The following is a 25,493-nucleotide window of genomic DNA, read 5'->3' on the forward strand; positions in this document are numbered from 1 at the left end:
TGCTTACTCCAAAAATTATCATGTTTAATAATGGCAACACAGGACCAATGGAGTGGATATCCCATGAGAAAACTGCTGGCTGCAGCCTTCGGTGCCCTGAGTTTGCTTCTGGCATCGCCCGCGATGTCGCAGACGCCGCCAAACGTTGCGATCGTCGGGCAGATCGCCGAGCCCAAATCCCTCGATCCCGCCGCCGTGACCGCGGTCAACGACTTCCGCATCCTCGTCAACGTCTATGACGGGCTGACGCGCTACCGCGACGGCACACTGGAAGTGGAACCGGCACTGGCCGAGAGCTGGGAGATTTCCGAGGACGGCAAGACCTATACGTTCAAGCTGCGCTCCGGCGTGACGTTCCACGACGGGTCCGAGTTCAACGCGGAGGCGGTGAAATTCAATTTCGACCGCATGCTCAAGGAAGATCATCCCTTCCACGATACGGGGCCGTTCCCGCTCGCCTTCTTCTTCTCGTCCGTCGCGGAAGTGAACGTGATCGATGACCTCACCGTCGAATTCAAGCTGAACGCGCCCTATGCGCCGTTTCTCTCCAATCTCGCCTATCCGACCGGGCTGATCGTCTCGCCGGCGGCGGTCGAAGAATACGGCAAGGATTTCGGACGTCATCCGTCCGGCACCGGCGCCTTCAAGTTCGAGGAGTGGGAAGCCAACGCCAAGGTGGTGGTGAGCCGCAACGAGGATTACTGGGACGGCGCCGCGCCGCTCGAGGCAATCGTCTATCGCCCGATCACCGACGCCAATACGCGCATCGCGGAAATGCTGGCGGGTGGTCTCGACATCATGGTCGAGGTTCCGCCGGACAGCCTGCAGCAATTTCGCGACAATGCCGAGTACAAGGTGCTCGAACAGGCCGGGCCGCACGTCTGGTTCCTGATCCTCAACCTCAAGGAAGGCCCGTTCTCCGACAAGCTGGTGCGTCAGGCCGCCAATTATGCAATCGACAAGAAGGCGTTGACCGAGAACGTGCTTCAGGGCACGGCCGACATCGCCGCCGGTCCGACCCCGCCGGCCTTCGCATGGGCCTATGACGAGAGCCTGGATCCTTATCCGTACGATCCGGAAAAGGCCAAGGAACTGCTCAAGGAGGCCGGCTATTCCGGCGAGCCGCTGACCTTCTACGTGACCGAAGGCGGTTCGGGCATGCTCGATCCTGTCGCCATGGGGACCGCGATCCAGGCGGATCTGCAGAAGGTCGGCATGAAGGTCAATATCGAGACCTACGAGTGGAACACCTTCCTCGACAAGGTAAACCCCGGCCTCGAAGGCAAGGCCGACATGGCCGAAATGGCCTGGATGACCAATGATCCGGACACGTTGCCCTATCTGGCGCTGCGCTCGGAAGCCTTCCCGGACAAGGGGGGCTTCAACTCGGGCTATTATTCCAACCCGAAAGTCGATGAGCTGCTGAACGCGGCACGCGAGGCGACCGACCAGAGCGAGCGCGCCAAGCTCTACAAGGAAATGCAGCAGATCGTGCACGATGACGCGCCTTGGGTGTTCGTCGCCAACTGGAAGCAGAATGCCGTCACCAGGGCGGGCGTCGAGAACTTCAAGCTGCAGCCCTCCTTCTTCCTGATGCTGCAGAAGGTGACAAAACCGCAATAAGTGGGGGCCGCCGGCCGTCGGAAACGGGTCCGGCGGCCGGTATCCATTCGATCATTCTAGTCAGCGGGGCGATCCGGCGTGGGCCTTTACATCGCAAAACGGCTGCTTGCGGCCATTCCCGTCCTCTTCGGGCTGACGATCATCGTCTTCGTCATCATGTCGATGATCCCGGGCGATCCGGCGACCGCCATCCTCGGCTCCTATGCCACGCCTGAAAATGTCGAGAAACTCAACCGCGACCTCGGCCTGGACAAGTCGATGGTCGAGCAATATTTCATCTGGATCGGCAATCTGCTGCACGGCGATCTGGGGCGGTCCTACAGTCTCAACAAGCCCGTGCTCGACGAGGTTCTGTCGCGGTTCAATGCCACGCTCATTCTCGCAGGCACCGCGCTCGTCATCTGTTCCATCCTCGGTCTGATCGCCGGCGTCGTCTCCGCCGTCCGCCAGTTCGGCCTCGCCGACAAGGTGATCACCTTCGTCGTGCTGATCGGCATTTCCGCGCCGTCCTTCTGGCTCGGGCTGATCCTGATCCTCTTGTTCGCGGTGAAGATCAAACTGTTCCCGGTCTCCGGCATGTACGCGAGCTATGGCGGCGGCGGACCGCTCGACCTGCTTCATCACCTCTTCCTCCCGGCCATGACGCTTGCGGTGGTGGCGACCGGCGTCATTGCCCGGCTGACGCGCACCGCGATGCTGGAAGTCCTGCGGCAGGACTATATCCGCACCGCCCGCGCCAAGGGGCTTTCCGAGAGCAGGGTCATCTACAAGCACGCCTTCAAGGCGGCTCTCGTTTCCGTCATTCCGGTGATCGGCATCCAGGCGGGTTTCGTGCTCGGCGGGGCGGTCTATATCGAGACGGTCTTCCAGTGGCCCGGTATCGGCTCGATGCTGGTGACCGCCATTTCCACCCGTGATCTCCTTCTTGTGCAGGGCGGGGTGCTTGTCGTGGCCGCTGCCTATGTGCTCTTCAATCTGGCCGCCGACGTGGTGCAGACCATCATCGATCCGAGGTTGCGCTGATGGCGGACAAGCAGACGAAAAGCAGACCGTCGACATTCCGGCTGTTACTGAACAACCAGCTTGCGACCGCCGGTCTCGTCCTTTTCTCGCTTATCGTCGTGATTGCGCTGCTGGCGCCGGTGCTGCCGCTGCCCGATCCCGACCTGACGGCGCCGGCAGACCGGCTTCTGCCCGTCGGAACGGCCGGGCATCTTCTGGGCACCGATGCGCTCGGTCGCGATCTGTTCTCGCGGCTGATCTGGGGCGCGCGCGTCTCGCTCGCCGTCGGCATCTCGGCGACGCTGATTGCAGCCTTCTTCGGCTCGCTGATCGGGCTTGTCGCGGGCTATGCGGGCGGCAAGACCGATACGCTGTTGATGCGCGGCATCGATATGGTGATGGCGTTTCCCTATATCCTGCTGGCCCTCGCCATCGTGGCGGTGCTCGGCCCGGGACTTCTCAACGCGCTCTACGCCATCGCGGTCGTCAACATTCCCTTCTTCGCCAGAAACATCCGCGGCATCGCGCTGGGGCTGTCGCGGCGCGAATTCGTGGACGCGGCCCGGCTTTCCGGCAAGAGCCATGTCCAGATCCTCTTCGGCGAGGTGCTGCCCAACGTGCTGCCGGTCATCATCATCACCATGTCGACCACCATAGGCTGGATGATCCTTGAAACCGCGGGTCTCTCATTTCTGGGTCTCGGTGCGCAGCCGCCGCAGGCGGATCTCGGTTCGATGCTGGGCGAGGGGCGCAAGATCCTCTTCACCTCGCCACATGTTTCGGTGGTGCCGGGGCTGATGATCTTCGTGCTCGTCATGTCGATCAACCTGCTTGGCGACGGCGTGCGCGACATTCTCGATCCAAGGCTGAAATCGGGCTCGCTCACACGGCCCGTCCCGCGCACCGCGGTCAGGCGCGAGACGGTACCCGAGACGATCGAGCGCGACCCGGACGCCATTCTCGACGTGCAGGGACTGCGGACCGAGTTCCGCATCGGGCCGGATGTCTACAAGGCGGTGGGCGGTGTCGATCTCAAGGTCGGCAAGGGAGAATGCCTCGGACTGGTCGGCGAATCCGGATCCGGCAAGTCCGTTTCCGCCATGTCGATCATGGGGCTGGTGCCGACGCCGCCCGGCAGTATCGTCGGCGGCGTGGCACTGCTGGGGGACGAAGATCTTTTCGCCGCGTCGGACGAACGAATCCGGCAGTTGCGCGGCTCCGCCGTCAGCCATGTCTTCCAGGACCCGCTGTCGACGCTGCACCCGCTGTTTACCGTCGGCGACCAGCTGATCGAGGCGATCCGCGCGCACCAGCCGCTGAGCTACCGGCAGGCACGCGCCAGGGCCGAAGAGCTTTTGAAAACGGTTCGCATTCCAAACGCCGGAAGCAGGCTCGATTCCTACCCGCACGAGATGTCGGGCGGCATGCGCCAGCGCGTCTGCATTGCCATGGCGCTCGCCAACGAGGCTGACGTCATCATCGCCGACGAGCCGACGACCGCGCTCGATGTCACCGTGCAGGCGCAGGTGCTGTCGCTCCTCGACAAGCTGCGCAAGGAGCGCGACACCGGCATCCTGTTCATCACCCATGATTTCGGCGTGGTCTCGGCGATCTGCGACCGGGTCGCGGTCATGTATGCGGGCAAGATCGTGGAGACGGGAACGACGGAGGAAATCCTCACGGCGCCGAAACACCCCTATACGGCCAAGCTGATCGATTGCGTTCCGGTTCTGGGCGAGCCCGAGCGGCGGCTTGACGCCATCGAGGGGCGTCCGCCCGTCGTCAACCGTCTGCCCGATGGCTGCGCATTCGCGCCACGCTGCCCGCGCGCGCAGGCCGACTGCAGGTCAGGCGAGATGCCGATGAGACAATTCGGCGAGCGCCGCGCGGCCCGTTGCCTACATCCGCTCGAAGAGGAGAGGGAGGTCGAACATGTCTGAGGCCGCCGCCATCGGCAAAGCGGCTGACGCGCCGCTTCTCTCGCTCGGAAAGGTGGAGCGCATTTTCGGCGGCGGACGGACGCTGTTCGGCGGTCGCCATCCGTCGGTTCATGCGGTTCAGGGGATTTCGCTCGACGTGAAGAAGGGCGAGACGCTCGGGATCGTCGGGGAATCGGGTTGCGGGAAATCGACGCTGGCGCGGATGATCGCCGGGCTCGACGCGCCGTCGGGCGGCTCGATCACGTTCGAGGGCGAGGATCTGGTGGCGACGGCCAGGTCCGATCACCGGGCCGTCGCGCGGCGCATCCAGTATGTCTTCCAGGATCCGCTCGCCTCGCTCAATCCGCGCAAGACCATCCGCACCATTCTCGAAGCGCCGCTGATCCATCTGCTCAAAATGGACAAGGCAAGGCGGGCGGAGCGCCTTGATGAACTGATGGATGCGGTCAATCTGGCGCCCGAATTTCTCGATCGCTACCCGCACGAATTTTCCGGCGGACAGGCGCAGCGGATCGGGATCGCCCGGGCGCTCGCCGCCGATCCGGAACTCATCGTGCTCGACGAGCCGGTCTCCGCGCTCGATGTTTCGGTGCAGGCGCAGGTGCTCAATATCCTCGCCGATCTGAAGTCGCGTTTCGGCCTGACCTTCCTGTTCATCAGTCATGACCTCTCGGTCGTCGAAAGCGTGTCGGACCGTGTCGCCGTTCTCTATTTCGGCCGCGTCGCCGAGCTTGCGCCCGGCAAGGCGCTCTTCAGGAAGCCGCGCCATCACTACACACGGCTGCTTCTCAACTCTGCCCCCGCGCCTGGCCGCCGTGATCTGGGCGCCGAGGATGCCGAGGCGGAGCTGCCCGATCCCTACAATCCGCCGCCGGGCTGCGCCTTCCATGCCCGCTGCGCGCATGGCACCGATATCTGCACGAAAGAAATGCCGCTGCTCAAGTCCGCGCCGGGGAACCCCGCGCATCTGGCGGCCTGTCATCATCCGGAGAGCCATGACGAAGGTTAGGGAGGAGAAGGGGGGCAGTCAGCCGCGCAAGCAGAAGCGGCCGGATCAGGCGGCCGACCGGCTGCGTGAGCGCATTCTGGAAGGAGGGCTGAAGCCCGGTGACCGGGTGCCGCCCGAGTGGATTGATCCGCGCGAACTGGGCGTCTCCCGCGGCAGCGCGCGCGAGGCGCTGAAGATCCTCGAGTTTCAGGGCATGATCGCAAGCCGTACCGGTCCGGGCGGCGGCGTGTTCGTCTCGAGCGTCAGGTCCGAGGATGCGATCCGCACGATCGAGAACCTGTTCCTGTTCGGCGATCCGACGATTTCCGACATCTATGCCATCCGCAAGGTTCTGGAGCCGGAACTGGCGGCGAGCGTCGCCGGGCAACTTTCCGAGGACGACTTCGCCGCCCTGCGCGAGACGATCCGCCTCTACGAAGACGAGCCGGAGACGGCGGAAGAGGAATATCGGCAGCGCATGGCGGAGCTCGACTTCCATTCGGAACTCGCCCGCCGGGCAAGCAACAGGGTTCTGGGCTTCATCTGCATTTTCATGGCGAGCCTCCTGCGGGATATGACGGTCTGCCGCGAAATCTACCGCGCCCCGGTTCCCCATCTTCGCGAAACCGGCCTGAGTTACCAGATCCGGCTCATCCGCGCGATCAAGGCGGGACGCGCCGACGAGGCGCGGTTCATCATGCGCGACCACATGATCGAGGCCGAGACATACATGCTGGAAATGGCGGATATCCGAAAGCGCGGCAGCAGGGAAAATGAAGCGCCTGCCCAGCCGCGCGAGACATAGGCAGCACGGGCCGATCACGCGGGCGGCAAAGACGCAGCGGCGACAAAATGCCGGCCAGAATTTGATTTCGCAGCGCAGCGCCCTACACTCATTAGCGCAATCAAAAATCGGGAGGTGTGGGACAGCCGCACCTTTTTTTATATCCGTCGGCGGTTCGCCGCCCAAGCAAGAAGGACGATCAGCCCTCCATGTGTGGAATAGCCGGAGAGATTCGTTTTGATGGAAACTTTGCCGACGCCGGCGCGGTGGCGAAGATGCTCGATGTACTCGCGCCTCGCGGTCCCGACGGGACCGGGGTCGTGGCGCGCGGACCGGTGGCCTTCGGGCATCGCAGGCTCAAGATCATCGACTTGTCGGAGAATTCCGCCCAGCCGATGACGGATTCCGATCTGGGCCTGACGATCACCTTCAACGGCTGTATCTACAACTACCCGGAACTCAGGGCGGAGCTCGAAGCCGAGGGCTACACCTTCTTCTCGCATGGGGACACCGAGGTCATCCTCAAGTCCTTCCACAAATGGGGCGAGGCCTGCGTCGAACGTTTCCACGGCATGTTCGCCTTCGCCATTCACGAACGCGCGACGGGCGCGGTGACGCTCGCGCGCGACCGGTTCGGCATCAAGCCGCTCTATCTCGCGCCGAAAGGCAAGCGCCTGCGTTTTGCCTCGTCGCTTCCCGCGCTCGTTGCCGCCGGCGATGTCGATACGGGGATCGACCGTGCCGCGCTCCACAATTACATGAGCTTCCACGCGGTCGTGCCGGCGCCGCGGACGATCATTTCCGGCGTGCGCAAGCTGCCGCCGGCGACCATTCGCCGGATCGAGGCCGATGGCACCGAGCGCGACCGCCGCTACTGGAATGCCTCCTATGAGCGCCGTTCCGAAGACAGGGGGCTGACCCGCGAAGACTGGCGCGACCGTGTGCTTGAAGCGCTGCGCACCGCCGTCCGCCGCCGCATGGTGGCCGACGTCCCGGTCGGCGTGCTGCTCTCCGGCGGCGTCGATTCCAGCGTCATCGTCGGTCTGCTTGCCGAGCAGGGCCAGCACGACCTGAAGACCTTCTCCATCGGTTTCGAGGAGGCCAATGGCGAGAAGGGCGACGAGTTCGTCTATTCCGACCTGATCGCCAAGCGGTTCGAGACGGATCACAACAAGATCTTCGTGCCGGCGTCGGAGCTGATGGAACATCTGCCCTCGACCATCCAGGCGCAGTCCGAACCGATGGTCTCCTACGACAATATCGGCTTCTTCCTGCTGTCGCGCGAAGTCTCCAAGCATATCAAGGTCGTGCAGTCCGGGCAGGGTGCCGACGAGGTGTTCGGCGGTTACCACTGGTACCCGCCACTTGCGAATTCCAACGACGTGGTGGGCGACTACGCCAAGGTCTTCTTCGACCGCGATCACAGGACGCTGTCCACACAGCTGAGCCCAGACTGGATGCCCGATCGCGACGAGAGCCTGGAATTCGTCCGCGACCATTTGATGGCGGCGGGCGCCGAGACGCCGGTCGATCGGGCGCTGCGCCTCGATTCCGAGATCATGCTGGTCGACGACCCGGTCAAACGCGTCGACAACATGACGATGGCCTGGGGTCTCGAAGCGCGCGTTCCGTTCCTCGATCACGAGCTGGTCGAACTCGCCGCGACCATTCCGCAGGAGTTCAAGCTCAACGACAATGGCAAGGGCGTGTTGAAGGATGCGGCGCGGCTGGTGGTCCCTTCCGAGGTTATCGACCGGAAGAAGGGGTATTTCCCCGTGCCTCAGCTCAAATACATCCAGGGCGAGTTCCTCGACATGGTGCGCGACACGCTGACTTCGCAGAAGGCGAAGGAGCGCGAGCTGTTCCAGTCGGCATGGCTCGATCAGCTGTTCGCCGATCCGTCAGCCCATATCACGCCGCTGCGTGGTTCCGAACTCTGGCAGGCGGCGCTTCTGGAAATGTGGCTGCAGTCTCACAACCTGTAGGGGACGTGCCGAAATGTCAGATGACGAGAAGCCGACCCAGAACGATCAGCGTCAGAGGGAGGGCCGCAAGGGCAACGATCCCTATGGTCACCGGCTCAAGCGGCTGCGTCAGCAGGGGTTGAAGCCGCCGATCAATCAGCACGGATCGAAGTCGTCCGGTACCGAGGAGAATTTCGTTCTCGATTGCGGATGGGGACGACTGGCATTCGCCCAGACCTTCGAGAAATCGGAAGCGCTGGTCTCCGCGCTTCGCGAGGAGCGCGGCGATACGCGCGACATCGCGGTCTATGTACGCGACCCGCATGTCCTGCTTGCCACCGCGCCGCACGAGGTATTCCTCGATCCGTCCCACACCTACAGGCTCGATCTGACGACATACCGGTCGTCGAAAACGCCGCCGAAGGGCTATTTCATCCGCCGCCTCACGTCGCAGGCCGACGCGGATGCGATCAACCGGATCTATGCCTCGCGCTCGATGGTGCAGATGGCGCCGGACTTCTTCTGGTCGAAGCGTGACGCGCGCATCCTGACCTATTTCGTGGCCGAGGATGAAATCACCGGTGACGTCGTCGGAACAGTGACCGGCGTCGACCATGCGCGCGCCTTCGGAGATCCCGAGCGGGGCAGTTCGCTGTGGTGCCTCGCCGTCGATCCGCAGGCGCGCCATCCGGGTATCGGCGAAGCGCTGGTTCGGCGGCTGGCAGAATTCTACCAGGCACGCGAAGCGGCCTTTCTGGATCTGTCCGTGCTCCACGACAATGAAGGCGCGATCAAGCTTTACGAGAAGCTCGGTTTCAGGCGCGTCTCGTTCTTCTCGGTCAAGCGCAAGAACCAGATCAACGAAAAGCTGTTTACGGGCGGCGAGGCCGATGAAGGGCTCAATCCCTACGCGATGATCATCGTCCGGGAAGCCCGCCGCCGCGGCATTCATGTCGAGATCATCGATGCGGAGGGCGGCTTCTTCCGGCTCACCCATGGCGGGGTGTCGATCCGCTGCCGGGAGAGCCTGAGCGAGCTCACGACCGCTGTCGCCATGTCGATCTGCGACGACAAGACGGTCACGCGCCGGATGGTCGAGAATGCCGGTGTCGTGGTGCCGGGCCAAATCAATGCAGATGCCGGTGAGGATGCGGTGTCCGCCTTTCTCCGGAAACACCGCATGGTCGTGGTCAAACCCTCGCGTGGCGAGCAGGGGCGCGGCATCTCGATCGGCCTGACTTCCATGGAAGAGGTGAAGGCCGCGGTCGAGGAGGCCCGGCAGCACTGCGATACGGTGCTGATCGAGCAGATGTTCGAGGGCACCGACCTTCGCCTCATCGTGATCAACTTCAAGCTGGTGGCTGCCGCGGTGCGGTTGCCTCCAAAAGTGATCGGCGACGGCAAGCTGACGATATCCGAGCTGATCGCCGCGCAGAGCCGGAGGCGGGAAGCCGCGACCGGCGGGGAATCGAAAATTCCCGTCGATGCGGAAACGACCCGCACGCTGGCCGCCGCCGGCTACGAGCTGGACGACGTCTTGCCCAAAGGCGAGGAGCTTCTGGTTCGCAAGACCGCCAACCTGCACACCGGCGGGACCATCCACGACGTGACGGATACCGTGCATCCCGTTCTTGTGGACGCAGCCGTCAAAGCGGCACGATCCATCGATATTCCCGTATGCGGAATCGACTTGATGGTGACATCGCCTCGTTCCCCGGAGTATGCTTTCATAGAGGCCAACGAAAGGCCCGGTCTGGCCAATCACGAGCCACAGCCGACCGCCGAACGCTTCATCGACCTGCTGTTTCCGTTGTCGATGCCGCATGCCGTCCGGCGCGCGCTGCAGAACCAATTGCACACAGGGAGACAAGATGAGCCGTCTGACGATCGATAGCGACTACCTTCTCAAGATACTTGAGAAGCTTTTGAAAATTCCCAGTCCGACAGGGTTCACCGACACAGTCGTCAGGTTCGTCACGAGAGAATTGGAGCATCTGGGTCTCGAGCCGGAACTGACCCGGCGCGGTGCGATCCGGGCCGTCCGCCAGGGGTCGCGGCGGAATGGTGCGCGTGCAATCGTTTCGCACGTCGATACGCTCGGTGCGCAGGTCAAATATCTCAAGAGCAATGGCCGCTGCGCGCTCGTTCCGGTGGGAACGTGGTCCTCGCGCTTCGCCGAGGGTGCCCGCACGACGGTGTTCACGGACAAGGGCAGCTATCGCGGCACGATCCTGCCGCTCAAGTCGTCCGGCCACACGTTCAACGACGAGATCGATACGCAGCCGACCTCGTGGGACAATGTCGAGCTCCGCATCGATGCCCTGTCGCGTGACGCCGAAGATCTCGAGCGTCTGGGCATCGAGGTCGGGGACATGGTGAGCATCGACCCGCAGCCCGAATTCAACGACAACGGGTTTATCGTTTCGCGTCATCTCGACAACAAGGCCGGGGTGGCGCTGATGCTTGCCGCAATCGCCGCACTTCAGAAGAACAAGGCAGTCACCCCGGTCGACATCCATTTCCTCTTCACGGTGGGGGAGGAAGTCGGCGTCGGTGCCTCGTCCATCCTCGTCGATGAAGTCGCCTCGATGCTCGCCATCGACAACGGGACGACGGCACCCGGCCAGAACTCCGACGAATTCGGCGTCACCATCGCGATGGCCGATCAGACCGGCCCGTTCGACTACCACCTGACCAAGAAGATGGTGGAACTGTGCCAGGAGAACGAGATCCGCTACCAGAAGGATATCTTCCGCTACTACCAGTCGGATTCGGCAAGCGCGCTGACGGCTGGTGCGGATGTGCGTACGGCCCTGGCGACCTTCGGGGTGGATTCCTCGCATGGCTACGAGCGCATCCACCTTCATGCGCTGCGGTCGCTGGCCGAGCTTATCACCGCCTATGTTCGCTCGCCGGTGGAGATCAAGAGTGACTTCGAGCAGACCCTGCACGGCACCAAGGGCTTTACCAAGCAGAGCCTTGGCCGCGCCGAACAGGAGCTGTCGCCCGACGTCGAGGACGAGCAGCTCGGTCCACAAAGCTGAGCGGGTGATCGCGGCTTGCCTTCGCGGTGAGACTGTACGAGTGCGCCGGTTGCCGCTATAGCCGGGCGCAGGGCCGGGCCCGGGAGCCGGTCCATATCCAGGGAGACAGATCACGTGACCAAGACCATCATTGCCCCTTCCGTTCTCGCATCGGATTTCTCCAAGCTCGGCGACGAGATCGAGGCTGTGATGCGCGCAGGCGCGGACTGGATCCATCTCGACGTCATGGATGGCCATTTCGTTCCCAATATCACCTTCGGTCCGCCGATCATCGAGAAGGTCCGCAACCGCACCGATGCGACGTTCGACTGCCACCTGATGATCGAGCCCTGCGATCCCTATCTCGAAGCCTTCGCGAATGCGGGAGCGGACATCATCACCGTTCACGCCGAGGCCACCAGACATCTTGACCGTTCGCTGCAGGCGATCCGCGATCTCGGCAGGAAGGCCGGCGTCGCCCTCAATCCGTCGACGCCGGAAAGCGTGATCGAATATGTTCTCGACCGGCTCGACATGGTGCTGGTGATGACGGTCAATCCGGGCTTCGGCGGCCAGAAGTTCATTCCCGCGACGCTCGACAAGATTGCCCGCATCAGAAAGATGATCGGCGACCGGCCGGTCGATATCCAGGTCGATGGCGGCGTGACTGCCGAGACCGCGCCACTCGTGGCTGCCGCCGGCGCAAACGTCCTCGTCGCGGGTTCGGCCGTCTTCAAGGGCGGCTCGGAAGACGCGTACCGGGCGAATATCGAGGCCATCCGCTCGGCGTCCGACAAGGCCATGGCAGGCTCCCGCGCGGCCTGACGCTCTTTCCGATGGGCAAGGTCGAGTTGAGCGCGTGCAGGATCAGGAGGAAGGGCGCAACATGAGCGCAGCCAGTGCGAACGGCCATGACTGGCCAGGGGCGATCCTGTTCGACCTCGATGGAACGCTGATCGATTCCGTGCCGGACATCGCCGCTGCGGTCAACGAACTGCTCCCTTTGTACGGCCTCGAACCGCTTGGCGTCGATCAGGTGCGCAAGATGGTGGGCGAGGGCGTTCGCAAGCTGGTCGAGCGTGCCTTTGCTGCCCGTGGCGTCAAGCTCGACAAGGGTGATCTCGACGAACGTCATGGGCGGATGATGACGATCTACGGCAAGCATCTGACCGGCCGGACCGAACTCATGGCCGGAGCGGGACGGATGCTGGCCGATTATCACCGTGGCGGCGTGAAGCTCGCGGTCGTCACCAACAAGCCGGAGGGCTTTACCCGCATTATCCTCGATCACTTCGGCCTGTCAGACATGATCGGCGCAGTGGTCGGCGGCGATACATGCGCGGACCGCAAGCCCGAGCCCGGCATGCTCTATCACACGGCGGACCTTCTGCATGTGGACAAGGACGACTGCGTGATGGTGGGCGACAGCCCCGCCGATATCGACGCTGCCCGAAATGCCGGGATCAGAAGCGTCGCGGTGCGCGGCGGCTATTCGCGCGTCCCGGTCGACGAGCTCGGCGCCGACATCGTCATCGACACCCTGGCCGATCTGCCGGGCGCGATCGCCGCCATGAAATCGTCCGCCGCCTAGAGGATCTTGCGCAAGACCTCGACGAGGCGGCTGCATTCGGCTTCGGTGCCCACCGTGATCCTGAGATAATCGGAAATGCGCGGCTTGTTGAAGTGGCGTACGAGGATTGCTTCTGCCCGCAGTGCCGCGGCGAGGCTCGCGCCTTCGTGGCCGGCGTGCCGGGCAAAGACGAAGTTTGCCGCGGAGGGCAGAACCTCGAAGCCGAGTTCCGTCAGATCGCCGGCGAGCCGGTTCCTGCTCATCATGATGCGCGAGCGCGTGGCCTCGAACCAGTCGCGGTCCTTCCAGGCTGCGGTCGCCGCGGCCTGAGCCAGCCGGTCGAGCGGGTAGGAGTTGAAACTGTCCTTGACGCGTTCCAGCGCTTCGATGAGCGGCCGCTGGCCGATGGCGAAGCCGACGCGCGAGCCGGCCAGGCTGTATGACTTCGAGAATGTGCGGATGACGAGGATGTTGTCGAAGTCAGGCACCAGTGCCGCAGCACTCTCGCCGCCGAAATCGACATAGGCCTCATCGACCACCAGAAGCCGGTCGCGGTCCGCTTCCGCGAGTTTGCGGATGTCCGCAAGCGGCAGCGCGATGCCGGTCGGGGCGTTGGGATTCGGCAGGATGATCGCGCCTGCCGGTCCCCGATAGGCGTCGATGTCGACAGACATGTCGTCGGCAAGGGGGATTTTCTTCGCCTCGATGCCGTAGAGACCGCAATAGACGGGATAGAAGGAATAGGTGATGTCCGGGAAGAGAAGCGGGCCGTCCTGCTTCAGCAGTCCCATGAAGGCGTGAGCGAGAACCTCGTCCGAGCCGTTGCCGACGAAGATGTTGCCTGCCTCGAGGCCGAAGGACGCGGCGATGGTTTCGCGCAATTCGGCCGAGACCGGATCGGGATACAGCCTCAGGGGCTCGTCCGTTGCGCGGCGGATCGCCTCCAGCGCCTTCGGTGAAGGCGGGTAGGGGTTCTCGTTGGTGTTGAGCTTGATCAGGCCCTCGATCCTGGGCTGCTCGCCCGGCACATAGGGGTCGAGGTCGTGGACGATCTTGCTCCAGAAACGGCTCATGGACGGCTGCCTTCGATATGAAAAAAACCGGCGGCGCTTTTGGCCGCCGCCGGTTTTCTCTTATCCCTGAATCGCTTGCGAGCGAAAGCTCAAAGCATGAATCGGACGGCTGGAGAGCTGCAAATCCTGTCCGTCCGGCGCTCTGCGATGGCTGTGGCCTTCGTTGCGGGGTCGCTCCTCACCCCATCCGATCGGATGCATAGGCGCCCGGGCTGGGCGGGAAGACGATAACGCGGTCACCGTTGACGAAGGTGCGCTGCTGTGCGTGGGCAAGGATGGCGCGGGCCAGCACCTGGCTCTCGACGTCGCGGCCGATCGTGACATAGTCGGCGGCCGACTGGGCATGGGTCACGCGCGCGGTTTCCTGCTCGATGATCGGGCCCTCGTCGAGATCGGCCGTCACGTAGTGGGCCGTCGCACCAATCAGCTTCACGCCGCGCTCATAGGCCTGCTTGTAGGGATTGGCGCCCTTGAACGAGGGCAGGAAGGAGTGGTGGATGTTGATGATCCGTCCCGACATCTTGCGGCAGATCTCGTTGGAGAGAACCTGCATGTAGCGGGCAAGGACGATCAGGTCCGCATTGGTATCCTCGACGATTTCCATCATGCGCGCTTCGGCGGAGGCCTTGTTCTCCTTGCTGACGGGCACATGGTAGAAGGGCAGATCGTGATTGACGACGACCTTCTGGTAATCGAGGTGGTTGGAGACCACCGCAACGATGTCGATCTTCAGTGCGCCGATGCGCCAGCGATAGAGGATGTCGTTGAGGCAGTGGCCGAAGCGGGACACCATGATCACCACCTTCGGGCGGACCGACAGGTCATGGAACTCGGCTTCCATGCCGAACTGTTCGGCAATCGGCCCGAATTTTTCGGCAAGCTCGTCCTTCAGCACGCCGCCTTCGGAATCGAAGGAGACGCGCATGAAGAAGGCCCCTGTCACAGCATCATCGAACTGCGAGGAGTCGGTGATGTTGCATTTCATCTCGGCCAGATATGTCGAGATGGCGGCGATGATCCCGCGGGTGGATTCGCAGGCGACGGTCAGCACATATGATGCCATGGCATTCTCCTGAAATGCCGCGGCGTCGTGTCATCCGAGCGTGGGCATCTTGAATTCGGGGTCTGTACGCTGCCCGGTCGGCCAGCGCTGGGTCGTGGTCTTGATGCGGGTGAAGAAGCGGACGCCCTCCATCCCGTGCATTGCGTGGTCGCCGAAGAGCGAGGCTTTCCAGCCGCCGAACGAGTGGAAGGCCATGGGAACGGGGATCGGCACATTGACGCCGACCATGCCGACCTCGATGTCCTGCTGGAATGCCCGGGCGGTGTCGCCGTCGCGGGTAAAGATGGCAGTTCCGTTCGCATATTCGTGCCCGTGGATCAGGTCGACGGCGTCCTGATAGCTGTCGCGCCGTACGACTGACAATACAGGACCAAAAATTTCGTCCCGATAGATGGACATATCCGGCGTCACGTTGTCGAAAAGCGACGCGCCGAGGAAAAAGCCGTCCTCGTAGCCCTGTTTGTCGACCTTGTAGCCGCGGCCGTCAACGACGAGATCGGCGCCTGCCTCGACACCGGCGTCGACATAGGAGCGGACCTTGTCGAGATGGGCGCGGGTGACGAGCGGGCCCATTTCGCTGTCGCTGTCCATGCCGGGGCCGACCTTGAGCTTCTCGACCATCGGCTTGAGCTTGCTGACGAGTGCATCCGCGGTCTTCTCACCGACCGGTACCGCGACGGAGATGGCCATGCACCGCTCGCCGGCCGAGCCGTAGGCCGCGCCCATGAGGGCGCTGGCGGCCATGTCCATGTCGGCATCGGGCATGATGACCATGTGGTTCTTGGCGCCGCCAAGCGCCTGGACGCGCTTACCATTGGCGGTGCCGGTGGTGTAGATGTACTTGGCGATCGGGGTCGAGCCGACAAAGGAGATCGCCTTGACGTCGGGGTGTTCGAGCAGCGCGTCGACCGCCACCTTGTCGCCCTGAACCACGTTGAAGACGCCATCCGGAAGGCCGGCTTCCTTGAGCCATTCGGCGATCAGAAGCGAGGCGGAAGGGTCGCGCTCGGAGGGCTTGAGGACAAAGGTGTTGCCGCAGGCAAGGGCGACGGGGAACATCCACATCGGCACCATGGCCGGGAAGTTGAAGGGCGTGATCCCGGCCACGACGCCGAGCGCCTGGCGGACGTTGAAGCTGTCGACGCCGGTGCCGACGTTCTCGGAAAACTCGCTCTTGAGAAAGGTGGGAGCGGCAGTCGCGAACTCGACCACTTCGAGCGCGCGTGTGACTTCGCCCTTGGCATCGTCGAAGGTCTTGCCGTGTTCGGCGGTCACGGCGGCCGCGATTTCGTCCATGCGATCCCAGATCATCATCTTGAACCGGTCGAGGATGCGGGCACGGCGCAGCGGCGGGGTCTTCGACCATTCCGGGAAGGCAGCCTTGGCGGCTGCCACGGCGCTGTCGACGTCCTGCGTGGTCGCGAGGATCACTTCCTTCTCGGCTTTCCCGGTCGCGGGATTGAAGACGGGTTGGCTGCGGTCGGCGGTGCCCTTGTCCTGGCGGCCATTGATGAAGTGCGTGATCGTTTGCATGGTGAAATCCTTTCTCGGGCGTCCGGTGTGGCACGGCAAATAGCCAAAGGCAATCGGTGCGTTGCAGCAAACCGGAGCGGGATAGACGGGCCACGGGAAGAGGGGCGCCGGTTTCCGGTGAGATGACGTGAAATCAACCCGTAATCATTCTCGAGATTTCGTGTTTCGATGTTGCGATGCAACCCGCCTTTAATGGGTGCTTTTCAGTTTAATTTTACGGCCTTTAATGAGGGGTAAGTAGTCGCTTAGATTTAAGTTGCTGCATCGCGCAAGAGAATTGGAATAAAACGGAGTTGCCGCGATCAAAGCACTCCCCTACGCTTGCGTCAGGCGGCTTTACCATCGTCGGTCGGTGCGAATAACCAGAATGCAGACCGCCGGCCTGCGGATCGGGAAGCCCAAAGCTGAAGGGAGGAAACAGCTATGAAGCTTGGCTATGGTCCGGCAGCACTTGCGGTCGGCACAATGCTCGTCACGGGGCTCTTCACGGGATCGGCTCTCGCCGTCGATCTCGCCATCGTTTCAGGGGCCGTCGGCGACGACATCAAGATGCTGCGCTCGAATCTCGACCGCTACGAGAAGGAGACGGGCAACACGGTGAAGATCGTGGAAATGCCGCAGTCCACCACGGACCAGTTCGGCCAGTACCGGTTGTGGCTGTCCGCCGGAAACGCCGATATCGATGTCTACCGCACCGACGTGATCTGGGCGCCGCAGCTCGCCAACCATCTTCTCGACCTGACCGAAGCGGCCAAGGACGTGGCAGGCGCTCACTTCCCCTCGATCATCGAAAGCCAGACGGTGGACGGCAAGCTCGTCGCCATTCCCATGTTCACCGACGCGCCCGCGCTCTATTATCGCAAGGACCTGCTGGAGAAATATGGCGCCGAACCGCCGAAGACCTGGGAGGAGCTGACCGCCACCGCTCAGATGGTGCAGGACAAGGAGCGCGAGGCGGGGAACGGCGATTTCCATGGTTTCGTCTTCCAGGGGGCTGCCTATGAAGGGCTGACCTGCGACGCACTCGAATGGGTGAAGAGCCATGGCGGCGGCCAGATCGTGGAAGCCGACGGGACGATCTCCATCAACAACCCGGATGCCATCAAGGCGATCAACACGGCCAAGTCGTGGATCGGCACGATCTCCCCCGAAGGCGTGCTCGGCTACAAGGAGGAGGATGCGCGCGGCGTCTGGCAGACCGGAAGCGCGGCCTTCATGCGCAACTGGCCCTATGCCTATTCGCTGTCGAACAGCGACGATTCCGCCGTGAAGGGCAAATTCGACGTGGCGCCGCTGCCTTCGGGCGGGGACGGCTCCGCGGCAACGCTCGGGGGCTGGAACCTGGCGGTTTCGAAATATTCGAAACATCCGGACGAGGCGATCGGGCTGGCGCTGTTCCTGGCGTCGGAGGAAAGCCAGAAGCGGCGTGCGACGGAACTCTCCCGCCTGCCGACGATCGAGGCGCTCTATGACGACCCCGACGTGGCGGCCGCGCAGCCGATCATTCCGAGCTGGAAGGAGATCTTCCTCAATGCGGTGCCGCGTCCGTCGGCCCCGACGAAGAAGGACTACAACGAGGTTTCCAAGGAATTCTGGACCGCCGTGCACGACTCGCTGTCGGGCAATGGCGATACGGAAGCCAACTTCAAGAAACTCGAAGCCAAGCTGAAACGCCTGAAGGGTTCCGGCTGGGAGTGATCTCCCTTTGACAAGTCACCCGCCGGTATTCTCCGGCGGGTGAGGTCCATAGCCGGGGAGGAAGGGCGATGGCAGCGAGCGATACCGCGACGGCCGCAAGGAGCCGCCGGTCGAACCTGAAGGCGGAACGGATCCGGTCGTCCTGGATCTTCTTGGCGCCGATGCTTCTGGTGCTGGCCTTCGTCGCCGGCTGGCCGCTTCTCAAGACCATCTGGTTCGGCTTTACCGACGCTTCGCTCGACGCGCTGTCGTCGGCCGATTTCATCGGCTTCAACAATTACCTCGAATGGGTGGATTACGGCGATGGCGACGGCGAATGGTACGGGCTGCTCGCCGATCCCGACTGGTGGCAGGCGGTCTACAACACCGTCTTCTTCTCCCTGGTCTCGGTCTTCTTCGAAACGATCTTCGGCACCATCGTAGCCCTGGTTCTGCATGCGGAATTCAAGGGCAGGGGCTTCGTGCGTGCCGCGGTGCTGATCCCGTGGGCCATACCCACCATCGTCTCGGCCAAGATGTGGGCCTGGATGATGAACGACCAGTTCGGCATCCTCAACGACCTCTTCCTGCATATCGGTGTGATCTCGCAGCCGATTGCCTGGACCGCCTCGGCCGACACCGCGATGATCGCCGTCCTGATCGTCGACATCTGGAAGACCACGCCGTTCATGGCGCTCCTGATCCTGGCGGGACTGCAGATGATCCCGCAGGACATCTACGAAGCGGCAAAGATCGACGGCATCAATCCGGTCAAGGTGTTCTTCAGGGTCACGCTGCCCCTGATCAAGCCGGCACTTGCGGTGGCCGTGATTTTCCGGGCGCTCGATGCGCTGCGCGTCTTCGACCTCATCTACGTGCTGACGCCCAACAATTCCCAGACCAAGACCATGAGCGTGTTCGCGCAGGAAAACCTCTTCCAGTTCGACAAGTTCGCTTACGGATCGGCCGCATCGACGCTCCTGTTCCTGGTGATCGGGGTCATCACGATCGTCTATCTGAAGATCGCGCGCGTCGATCTCGAGGGAGGGCGTTAGGATGAACATCCTCAAGTCGATCGGCTTCTACGCCCTTGTCATCATCATCGTCGTGGTGTCGGTATTCCCGTTCTACTATGCCATCCTGACCAGCTTCAAATCCGGCACGGCGATCTTCCAGGTCGACTACTGGCCGAAATACTTCTCCTGGGAGAACTACCGGCTGGTGATGACGCAAGGGTCGTTCCCGCTCAACATCCTGAACTCGCTGTTCGTGTCGTCGGTGGTCGTGGTGATCTCGCTGTTTCTCGCGATCACGGCCTCCTTCGCCCTTGCGCGTGTCCGGTTCCGGGGGCGCAAGCTCCTGCTTCTCACCATTCTCTCTGTCTCGATGTTCCCGCAGATCGCGGTTCTGGCCGGCTTGTTCGAGATGATCCGGGCGCTGGGGATCTACAACACGCTCTGGTCGCTGGTGCTCGCCTACATGATCTTCACGCTGCCCTTCACCGTGTGGGTGCTGACGACCTTCATGCGCGATCTTCCCGTCGAGCTCGAGGAGGCAGCCATCGTCGATGGCGCCAATTCCTGGGCCATCGTGACCAGGGTCTTTATGCCCCTGATGTGGCCGGCGCTGGTGACGACGGGGCTCCTGGCCTTCATCGCGGCGTGGAACGAATTTCTCTTCGCACTCACCTTCGTGTCGAACAACGACACGCGCACCGTTCCGGTGGCGATCGCGCTTCTGTCGGGCGCCTCGGAGCAGGAGATCCCCTGGGGGCCGATCATGGCGGCCTCGGTGATCGTGACCGTGCCGCTCATCGTCCTCGTGCTGATCTTCCAGCGCAAGATCGTGGCCGGGCTGACGGCAGGCGGGGTGAAGGGATGATGCGGGCCGCAACACGTCTAGTGCGCCGAGGGCGCGGAAGGAGTTCGGGATGGCGGAACTGAAACTCACCGATATACGCAAGTCTTTCGGCAGTCTCGAAGTGCTTCACGGTATCGATCTCGAGATCAGGGGAGGCGAGTTCGTGGTCTTTGTCGGCCCGTCCGGATGCGGCAAGTCCACGCTTCTGCGCCTGATCGCGGGCCTCGAGGACATTTCCGGCGGCACGCTCGAATTCGACGGGCAGGTGGTCAACCACAAGTCGCCCGCCGAGCGCGGGATCGCCATGGTCTTCCAGTCCTATGCGCTCTATCCGCACATGACGGTCTACGACAACATGGCCTTCGGCATGAAGCTCGGCGGTGGCGGCAAGGCGGAGATCGAAAAGCGGGTCCGGCAGGCCGCGGAAATCCTGCAGATCACGCCCTATCTCGACCGTTTGCCCAAGCAGCTCTCCGGCGGGCAGCGCCAGCGCGTGGCGATCGGGCGGGCGATCGTGCGCGATCCGCGTGTCTTCCTCTTCGACGAGCCCTTGTCCAACCTCGATGCCGCTTTGCGGGTGCAGACCCGGATCGAGATCGCGCGGCTGAAGGAGCGCATGGCCGACACCACCATGATCTACGTGACACATGACCAGGTGGAGGCGATGACGCTCGCCGACCGGATCGTGGTGCTGCGCGCGGGCTATGTCGAGCAGGTGGGAACGCCCATGGAGCTCTACCACACGCCGGCAAACCTGTTTGTCGCGCAGTTCATCGGTTCGCCCTCGATGAACATCGTGGCGGCGCGGGCGACCCGCGACGGCGAGGCGCTGGTCGTGGAGCCCGAAGGCGGGCGCAGGATGTATTTGCCGGGAGCCGGCAAGGTGGTGGGCGACGGGCCGATCCAGTTCGGCGTGCGTCCCGAGGATCTCACCATTTCGGGCGAGGGGCAGCCTGTCTTCGAAGGGCTGGTGACACTGGTCGAGCGCCTCGGCGAAAGCCAGCTCGTCTATGTCGAGCGGCCGGGCTCCGACGAGCCGCTGGTCGCCAAGCTTCCGGGTCATCTGGAGGTCGAGCGCGGCGCCCGCATCGAGCTGTCGGCCAATCCGGACGTGGTTCGTCTCTTCGATGCCGACGGCAAGGCCGTGGCCTTGTAAACAGGAATCGATTCAGTCCTTTGGGCTGCTTTCTTGCCCGATGGGTTCCGCTCGTGGAATAGTCGGGCAATGAGTGACGAAATTTCTTTGAGCGAGCCCCGGCTTCGGCTGCGTATCTTCTTCGGCGACGACGTGATGCTCGGCCCCGGCAAGGCTGATCTTCTGGAGCATATCCGTGCTACAGGCTCCATCGCGGCGGCAGGCCGTGCGATGAAGATGAGCTACAAGCGCGCCTGGAGCCTGGTCGAGGAGATGAACCGCAGCTACCGCCAGCCGCTCGTCGATTCAAGCCGGGGCGGAACGAAGGGCGGCGGTGCATCGCTGACCGAGGCGGGGGAGGCGGTGCTCGCCCATTATCGAAGGATCGGCGAGATCACTGCGCGGGAGGCGGCCGACGAGATCGCCGCCCTGCAGGCGATGCTCATCGATATGTCCGACGGAAAATAACGCTTGCTTCCATGGAGCCTGCTTGCAATATTTCCGGCCGTACATATCGCTTCAGGAGTTCCCATGCGCCTTTCAGTCCTCCGCCTGCTGGCCGGCCTTGCCGTTCCGGTCCTTTCGCTCGCGCCGGCCCATGCCGAAGAGGTCGTGGTCTTCGCCGCCGCCTCGATGAAAACGGCACTCGACGACTTTGCCGCCAAATGGGAAACTGAAACCGGCAATACGGTGACCATCTCCTATGCCGGTTCCAGCCAGCTGGCGCGGCAGATCATGCAGGGTGCGCCCGCCGACATCTTCATATCCGCCAATTCCGGATGGATGGACGAGGTCGAGAAATCCGGTCTCGTGAAGGACGGCCGGCGCCGCGATCTTCTCGGCAATTCGCTGGTGCTGATTGCCCATGGGCGTGATGCGGGACAGGTCGACATCGCCGGGGATTTCGATCTGGCGGGTCTCCTGGGAGAGGGCAAGCTCGCCATGGCGCTGGTGGATTCCGTGCCGGCCGGGCAGTACGGCAAGGCGGCGCTCGAAGCGCTGGGCATTTGGGGACAGGTTGCGCCCTCCGTCGCGCAGGCCGACAATGTGCGGGCCGCGCTGCGGCTCGTCTCGGTGGGCGAGGCGCCCTACGGGATTGTCTACGCGACCGATGCGGCGGCCGATGAAAACGTCACGATCGCCGGCACCTTTCCCGAGAATACCCATCCTCCGATCATTTATCCTGCCGCGCTCCTGAGGGGCGCGGACGCCGCCGCGGATGAAGCCTTCTACCAGGCGCTGTCCGGCGAAGCGGCGCGCGCATCATTCGAGGCGCAGGGCTTCAGGATGCTGGACTGAGCGGATGACGGACTGGCTGACCCCCGAGGAATGGCAGGCGGTGGCGCTCTCCCTGCGCGTCTCACTCGTGGCCACGCTCTTCAGTCTGCCGCTCGGCATATTCGTCGCCTATGCGCTCGCCCGCTGGCGATTTCCGGGGCATGGTCTGCTCAACGGGCTCGTTCACCTGCCGCTGGTGCTTCCGCCCGTCGTTACCGGCTATCTGCTGCTCCTGACCTTCGGGCGGACAGGCTGGATCGGGGGATTTCTCGACGGCTGGTTCGGCCTCGTCTTCGCCTTCCGCTGGACCGGGGCGGCGCTCGCGGCCGCCATCATGGCGTTTCCGCTGATGGTGCGGGCGATCCGGCTCACCATCGAGGCCGTGGACCCGAAACTGGAGGCGGCGGCCAGCACGCTCGGGGCTTCGCGGCCATGGGTTTTCGCAACGATCACACTGCCGCTCATCCTGCCGGGCATTCTCGCCGGATCGGTTCTCGCCTTTGCCAAGGCGATGGGCGAGTTCGGCGCAACCATCACCTTCGTCTCCAGCATCCCCGGCCAGACGCAGACCATGCCCTCGGCGATCTACGCGCTGTTGCAGGTGCCCGGGGGAGAGGCCGCGGTCGGCCGGCTGGTGGTGATTGCCGTCGTCATCGCCATGGGGGCGCTGCTTCTCTCCGAATGGATCGGCCGCATGGTGGCGCGGCGGGTGGGCGGCGCATGAGCCTCGCCGTCTCGCTCAAGCATCGCTTCGGGACGTTCCGTCTCGATGTCGACTTCGAGGCACCGGCGGGCGTGACGGCGCTCTACGGACGCTCCGGATCGGGCAAGACCACCATGGTCAATGCAGTGGCAGGACTTCTGAAACCGGATGCCGGGATCGTGTCCGTCGACGGCGTGACGCTGACCGATATCAATGCCGGTCTGTTTGTCCCGCCGCACAAAAGACGGATCGGCTACGTGTTCCAGGAACCCCGGCTGTTTCCCCATCTGAGCGTGCGTTCGAACCTCATCTATGGCGCAAGGTTCGCGGGCCTGCAGGACGAACGGGAGTTCGACCGGATCGTCGGGCTTCTGGGCATCGGGACGCTTCTCGACCGGCGGCCCTCGAAGCTTTCGGGCGGAGAGAAGAGCCGGGTGGCGCTCGGTCGTGCGATCCTGTCGAAGCCGCGGCTCCTGCTGATGGACGAGCCGCTGGCCGCGCTCGACGAGGCCCGCAAGGCGGAAATCCTGCCCTATTTCGAGCGGCTGCGCGACGAGACCGGTCTGCCGATCCTCTATGTCAGTCATTCGCCCGCGGAAGTCGCGCGCCTTGCGACCACGGTGGTGCTGGTTGAAGACGGACGGGTGGCGGCGATCGGCGCGGCGGCCGAGGTGTTCTCCGATCCCGGCGCGGCCCATGCGCTCGGGCTGCGTGAGGCGGGTGCGGTTCTGACGGCGCGCATCGAGGCGCAAGAAGCGGACGGGCTGACCCGGCTGTCGACGTCGGCCGGACCGCTCCTCCTGCCCGCGGTCAATGGCCCGCCGGGCACGATGGTGCGCGTGCGCCTGCTCGCGCAGGACGTCATGCTCGCAACGGACAAGCCCTCCGGCATCTCCGCGCTCAACGTGCTTCCCGCGCGGGTGCGCGATATCCGGGAGGGCGAGGGCCCCGGTGCGCTGGTTCGGCTCGAAGCCGGTGACGAGATTATTCTCGCCCGTATCACCCGCAGATCCGCTTCGGCCCTCGATCTTGCGCCGGGGCGCAGCGTTCACGCCATTCTCAAGGCCGTCTCGATCGCCCGGGAGAGCGTCGGCGAGATCTGACCCTTTCGGCTGCAACGAATTCATATGGTCTTGAATATCGGATCATTTGAGCCTATCTTTCGAGTGAAGAAGGACTGGGCTCTTGAGTATGGACAATCTCGTCAGGGAGCGGTCTCCCTCCGATATCAAGGCCGTTGCGCTGAAGGCTTTCAGCCGCATCGCCGACGCATGGTCGCTCACGGGGCGCGAAGCTGCGGCGTTGGCCGACATGTCGGAATCCACCTGGAAACGTGCCCGGAAGCCCGAATTTTCCGGTGATCTCACCCATGACCAGCTCCTGCGGCTGAGCGCGCTCACCGGCCTCTACAAGTCACTCGAACTCTATTTCAATCCGCCCATCGCATCCGAATGGGTGAGGCTGGCCAATACCGGGCCCGAATTCGAGGGCGCGCGACCCGTCGATGCGATGATTGCGGGCGGACTGCCGAAGATCATGCGCGTGCGCGCCTATGTGGATGCGCTGAGGGGTGGGGCTTGAGAATTTTCGCGATCAACGAGCGCGGACTGGTCAGGCTGATTTCCGAAACCCATCACAAGCCGCCCATCCTGCGTGGCCTCGTCGATAGTGACGAGGAACTCGACATCCTTGCGGAACTCGAGGGGCGAACGAGCGCGCGCATGATTGCCGAGCGGGAAGGCGGTCCGGGCCTCGATCGCCGCGAACTGGCCTTCGCGCGGCGTGCCAACGATCTCAAGCTCTACGGGCAGAGCCACATCAATGCCGCCTTCACCTATACGCGCGCAACCGGCAACCGCTTCAATTCCGGCGACCGGGGTGCCTGGTATGCGGCCTGGGATTCGCTCACCGCCGCCGCTGAGGTGGGTTTCCATCGCACCCGGGAGCTTGGCTATATCGGGCGCTATGAGGACGAGGCGCGCTATGTCGAGCTGCTGGCCGATTTCATAGGCGATTTTCCCGATCTGGGCGATGAGCCCCAGCATCCGGCGCTCATCGCCGATCCGGCTACCGGTTATCCCGCCGGGCAGGCGCTCGCGCGGAGCCTGCGGGGCGAAGGGCATCGGGGCCTGATCTATCCGTCCGTCCGTCACCGGGGCGGACGATGCTTCGTCGCCTTCGATCCGGGGATCGTCCAGAATGTCCGCCCGGGCGCGAGCTGGGTGTTCACATGGGACGGGACGCCGGACTATTCGCTCAAGGCGCTTTGAAGGCCGC

General features: G+C 63.4%; 23 protein-coding genes. 20 read left to right on the top strand and 3 right to left on the bottom strand.

The window, feature by feature from the left end; genetic code table 11:
* Positions 1-63: 63 nt before the first annotated feature.
* The 10 genes from E2A64_RS11665 (at position 64) to gph (ending at position 12,915) form a co-directional block, all read left to right on the top strand.
* Positions 64-1,623, top strand: a complete 1,560-nt coding sequence (locus E2A64_RS11665) for an ABC transporter substrate-binding protein (RefSeq protein ID WP_133284658.1) — start codon at positions 64-66, stop codon at positions 1,621-1,623.
* Positions 1,624-1,701: 78 nt separating this feature from the next.
* Positions 1,702-2,646: an ABC transporter permease gene (locus tag E2A64_RS11670; protein ID WP_133284659.1), complete on the top strand. Its 945-nt coding sequence runs from the start codon at positions 1,702-1,704 to the stop codon at positions 2,644-2,646.
* On the top strand, positions 2,646-4,565 hold the full coding sequence (locus E2A64_RS11675) for a dipeptide/oligopeptide/nickel ABC transporter permease/ATP-binding protein (RefSeq protein ID WP_133284660.1): 1,920 nt from the start codon (positions 2,646-2,648) through the stop codon (positions 4,563-4,565). Before E2A64_RS11670 ends, E2A64_RS11675 begins: the two co-directional genes overlap by 1 nt.
* Positions 4,558-5,574: an ABC transporter ATP-binding protein gene (locus tag E2A64_RS11680; protein ID WP_133284661.1), complete on the top strand. Its 1,017-nt coding sequence runs from the start codon at positions 4,558-4,560 to the stop codon at positions 5,572-5,574. The genes E2A64_RS11675 and E2A64_RS11680 overlap by 8 nt, the downstream gene beginning before the upstream one ends.
* Positions 5,561-6,358 (top strand): FadR/GntR family transcriptional regulator, encoded by a 798-nt coding sequence (locus tag E2A64_RS11685; protein ID WP_133284662.1) that lies wholly within the window; start codon positions 5,561-5,563, stop codon positions 6,356-6,358. The genes E2A64_RS11680 and E2A64_RS11685 overlap by 14 nt, the downstream gene beginning before the upstream one ends.
* A gap of 188 nt (positions 6,359-6,546) precedes the next feature.
* Positions 6,547-8,322: an N-acetylglutaminylglutamine amidotransferase gene (locus E2A64_RS11690; RefSeq protein ID WP_133284663.1), complete on the top strand. Its 1,776-nt coding sequence runs from the start codon at positions 6,547-6,549 to the stop codon at positions 8,320-8,322.
* Positions 8,323-8,335: 13 nt separating this feature from the next.
* On the top strand, positions 8,336-10,195 hold the full coding sequence (ngg, locus tag E2A64_RS11695) for an N-acetylglutaminylglutamine synthetase (RefSeq protein ID WP_133284664.1): 1,860 nt from the start codon (positions 8,336-8,338) through the stop codon (positions 10,193-10,195).
* The gene (locus tag E2A64_RS11700; RefSeq protein WP_133284665.1) at positions 10,173-11,345 is read left to right on the top strand and encodes an osmoprotectant NAGGN system M42 family peptidase; all 1,173 of its coding nucleotides are present in this window, start codon (positions 10,173-10,175) and stop codon (positions 11,343-11,345) included. The genes ngg and E2A64_RS11700 overlap by 23 nt, the downstream gene beginning before the upstream one ends.
* A 114-nt stretch (positions 11,346-11,459) precedes the next feature.
* A complete protein-coding gene (gene rpe / locus E2A64_RS11705) occupies positions 11,460-12,149 on the top strand; it encodes a ribulose-phosphate 3-epimerase (protein ID WP_133284666.1) in 690 nt (229 codons plus the stop codon).
* 61 nt (positions 12,150-12,210) lie between these two features.
* The gene (gene gph / locus E2A64_RS11710) at positions 12,211-12,915 is read left to right on the top strand and encodes a phosphoglycolate phosphatase (RefSeq protein WP_133284667.1); all 705 of its coding nucleotides are present in this window, start codon (positions 12,211-12,213) and stop codon (positions 12,913-12,915) included.
* Here the strand turns inward: gph and hisC are convergent.
* The 3 genes from hisC to E2A64_RS11725 all read right to left on the bottom strand — a co-directional run bounded on the left by hisC (position 12,912) and on the right by E2A64_RS11725 (position 16,563).
* The gene (gene hisC, locus E2A64_RS11715; RefSeq protein WP_133284668.1) at positions 12,912-13,967 is read right to left on the bottom strand and encodes a histidinol-phosphate transaminase; all 1,056 of its coding nucleotides are present in this window, start codon (positions 13,965-13,967) and stop codon (positions 12,912-12,914) included. The genes gph and hisC overlap by 4 nt on opposite strands.
* Positions 13,968-14,145: 178 nt before the next feature.
* Positions 14,146-15,030 carry a formyltetrahydrofolate deformylase gene (purU, locus tag E2A64_RS11720; protein ID WP_133284669.1) on the bottom strand — a complete coding sequence of 295 codons (885 nt, stop codon included), beginning with the start codon at positions 15,028-15,030 and terminating at the stop codon, positions 14,146-14,148.
* A gap of 30 nt (positions 15,031-15,060) precedes the next feature.
* A complete protein-coding gene (locus tag E2A64_RS11725; protein WP_133284670.1) occupies positions 15,061-16,563 on the bottom strand; it encodes a CoA-acylating methylmalonate-semialdehyde dehydrogenase in 1,503 nt (500 codons plus the stop codon).
* A 423-nt stretch (positions 16,564-16,986) separates the two neighbouring features.
* Here E2A64_RS11725 and E2A64_RS11730 point away from each other — a divergent pair, with 423 nt between their 5' ends.
* From E2A64_RS11730 to E2A64_RS11775, 10 genes are all read left to right on the top strand, one after another.
* On the top strand, positions 16,987-18,261 hold the full coding sequence (locus E2A64_RS11730; protein ID WP_133284671.1) for an ABC transporter substrate-binding protein: 1,275 nt from the start codon (positions 16,987-16,989) through the stop codon (positions 18,259-18,261).
* Positions 18,262-18,329: 68 nt separating this feature from the next.
* A complete protein-coding gene (locus tag E2A64_RS11735; protein ID WP_133284672.1) occupies positions 18,330-19,295 on the top strand; it encodes a carbohydrate ABC transporter permease in 966 nt (321 codons plus the stop codon).
* A 1-nt stretch (position 19,296) separates the two neighbouring features.
* A complete protein-coding gene (locus E2A64_RS11740) occupies positions 19,297-20,121 on the top strand; it encodes a carbohydrate ABC transporter permease (protein WP_133284673.1) in 825 nt (274 codons plus the stop codon).
* 49 nt (positions 20,122-20,170) lie between these two features.
* Positions 20,171-21,256: an ABC transporter ATP-binding protein gene (locus tag E2A64_RS11745; RefSeq protein WP_133284674.1), complete on the top strand. Its 1,086-nt coding sequence runs from the start codon at positions 20,171-20,173 to the stop codon at positions 21,254-21,256.
* 69 nt (positions 21,257-21,325) lie between these two features.
* Positions 21,326-21,703, top strand: coding sequence for a winged helix-turn-helix domain-containing protein (locus E2A64_RS11750; protein ID WP_133284675.1), 378 nt, complete (start codon positions 21,326-21,328; stop codon positions 21,701-21,703).
* 63 nt (positions 21,704-21,766) lie between these two features.
* The gene (gene modA, locus E2A64_RS11755; RefSeq protein ID WP_133284676.1) at positions 21,767-22,534 is read left to right on the top strand and encodes a molybdate ABC transporter substrate-binding protein; all 768 of its coding nucleotides are present in this window, start codon (positions 21,767-21,769) and stop codon (positions 22,532-22,534) included.
* A 4-nt stretch (positions 22,535-22,538) separates the two neighbouring features.
* A complete protein-coding gene (modB, locus tag E2A64_RS11760; protein WP_133284677.1) occupies positions 22,539-23,237 on the top strand; it encodes a molybdate ABC transporter permease subunit in 699 nt (232 codons plus the stop codon).
* Entirely contained in the window at positions 23,234-24,319 is a 1,086-nt protein-coding gene (modC, locus tag E2A64_RS11765) for a molybdenum ABC transporter ATP-binding protein (RefSeq protein WP_133284678.1), read from the top strand. The genes modB and modC overlap by 4 nt, the downstream gene beginning before the upstream one ends.
* 88 nt (positions 24,320-24,407) lie before the next feature.
* Positions 24,408-24,797 carry an antitoxin Xre-like helix-turn-helix domain-containing protein gene (locus E2A64_RS11770; protein ID WP_133285048.1) on the top strand — a complete coding sequence of 130 codons (390 nt, stop codon included), beginning with the start codon at positions 24,408-24,410 and terminating at the stop codon, positions 24,795-24,797.
* Positions 24,794-25,486, top strand: a complete 693-nt coding sequence (locus E2A64_RS11775) for an RES family NAD+ phosphorylase (RefSeq protein WP_133284679.1) — start codon at positions 24,794-24,796, stop codon at positions 25,484-25,486. Before E2A64_RS11770 ends, E2A64_RS11775 begins: the two co-directional genes overlap by 4 nt.
* The last annotated feature ends 7 nt before the right edge of the window (positions 25,487-25,493 follow it).

The organism is Pseudohoeflea suaedae (assembly GCF_004354915.1).
In the GTDB taxonomy this organism is placed as follows: Bacteria; Pseudomonadota; Alphaproteobacteria; order Rhizobiales; family Rhizobiaceae; genus Pseudohoeflea; species Pseudohoeflea suaedae.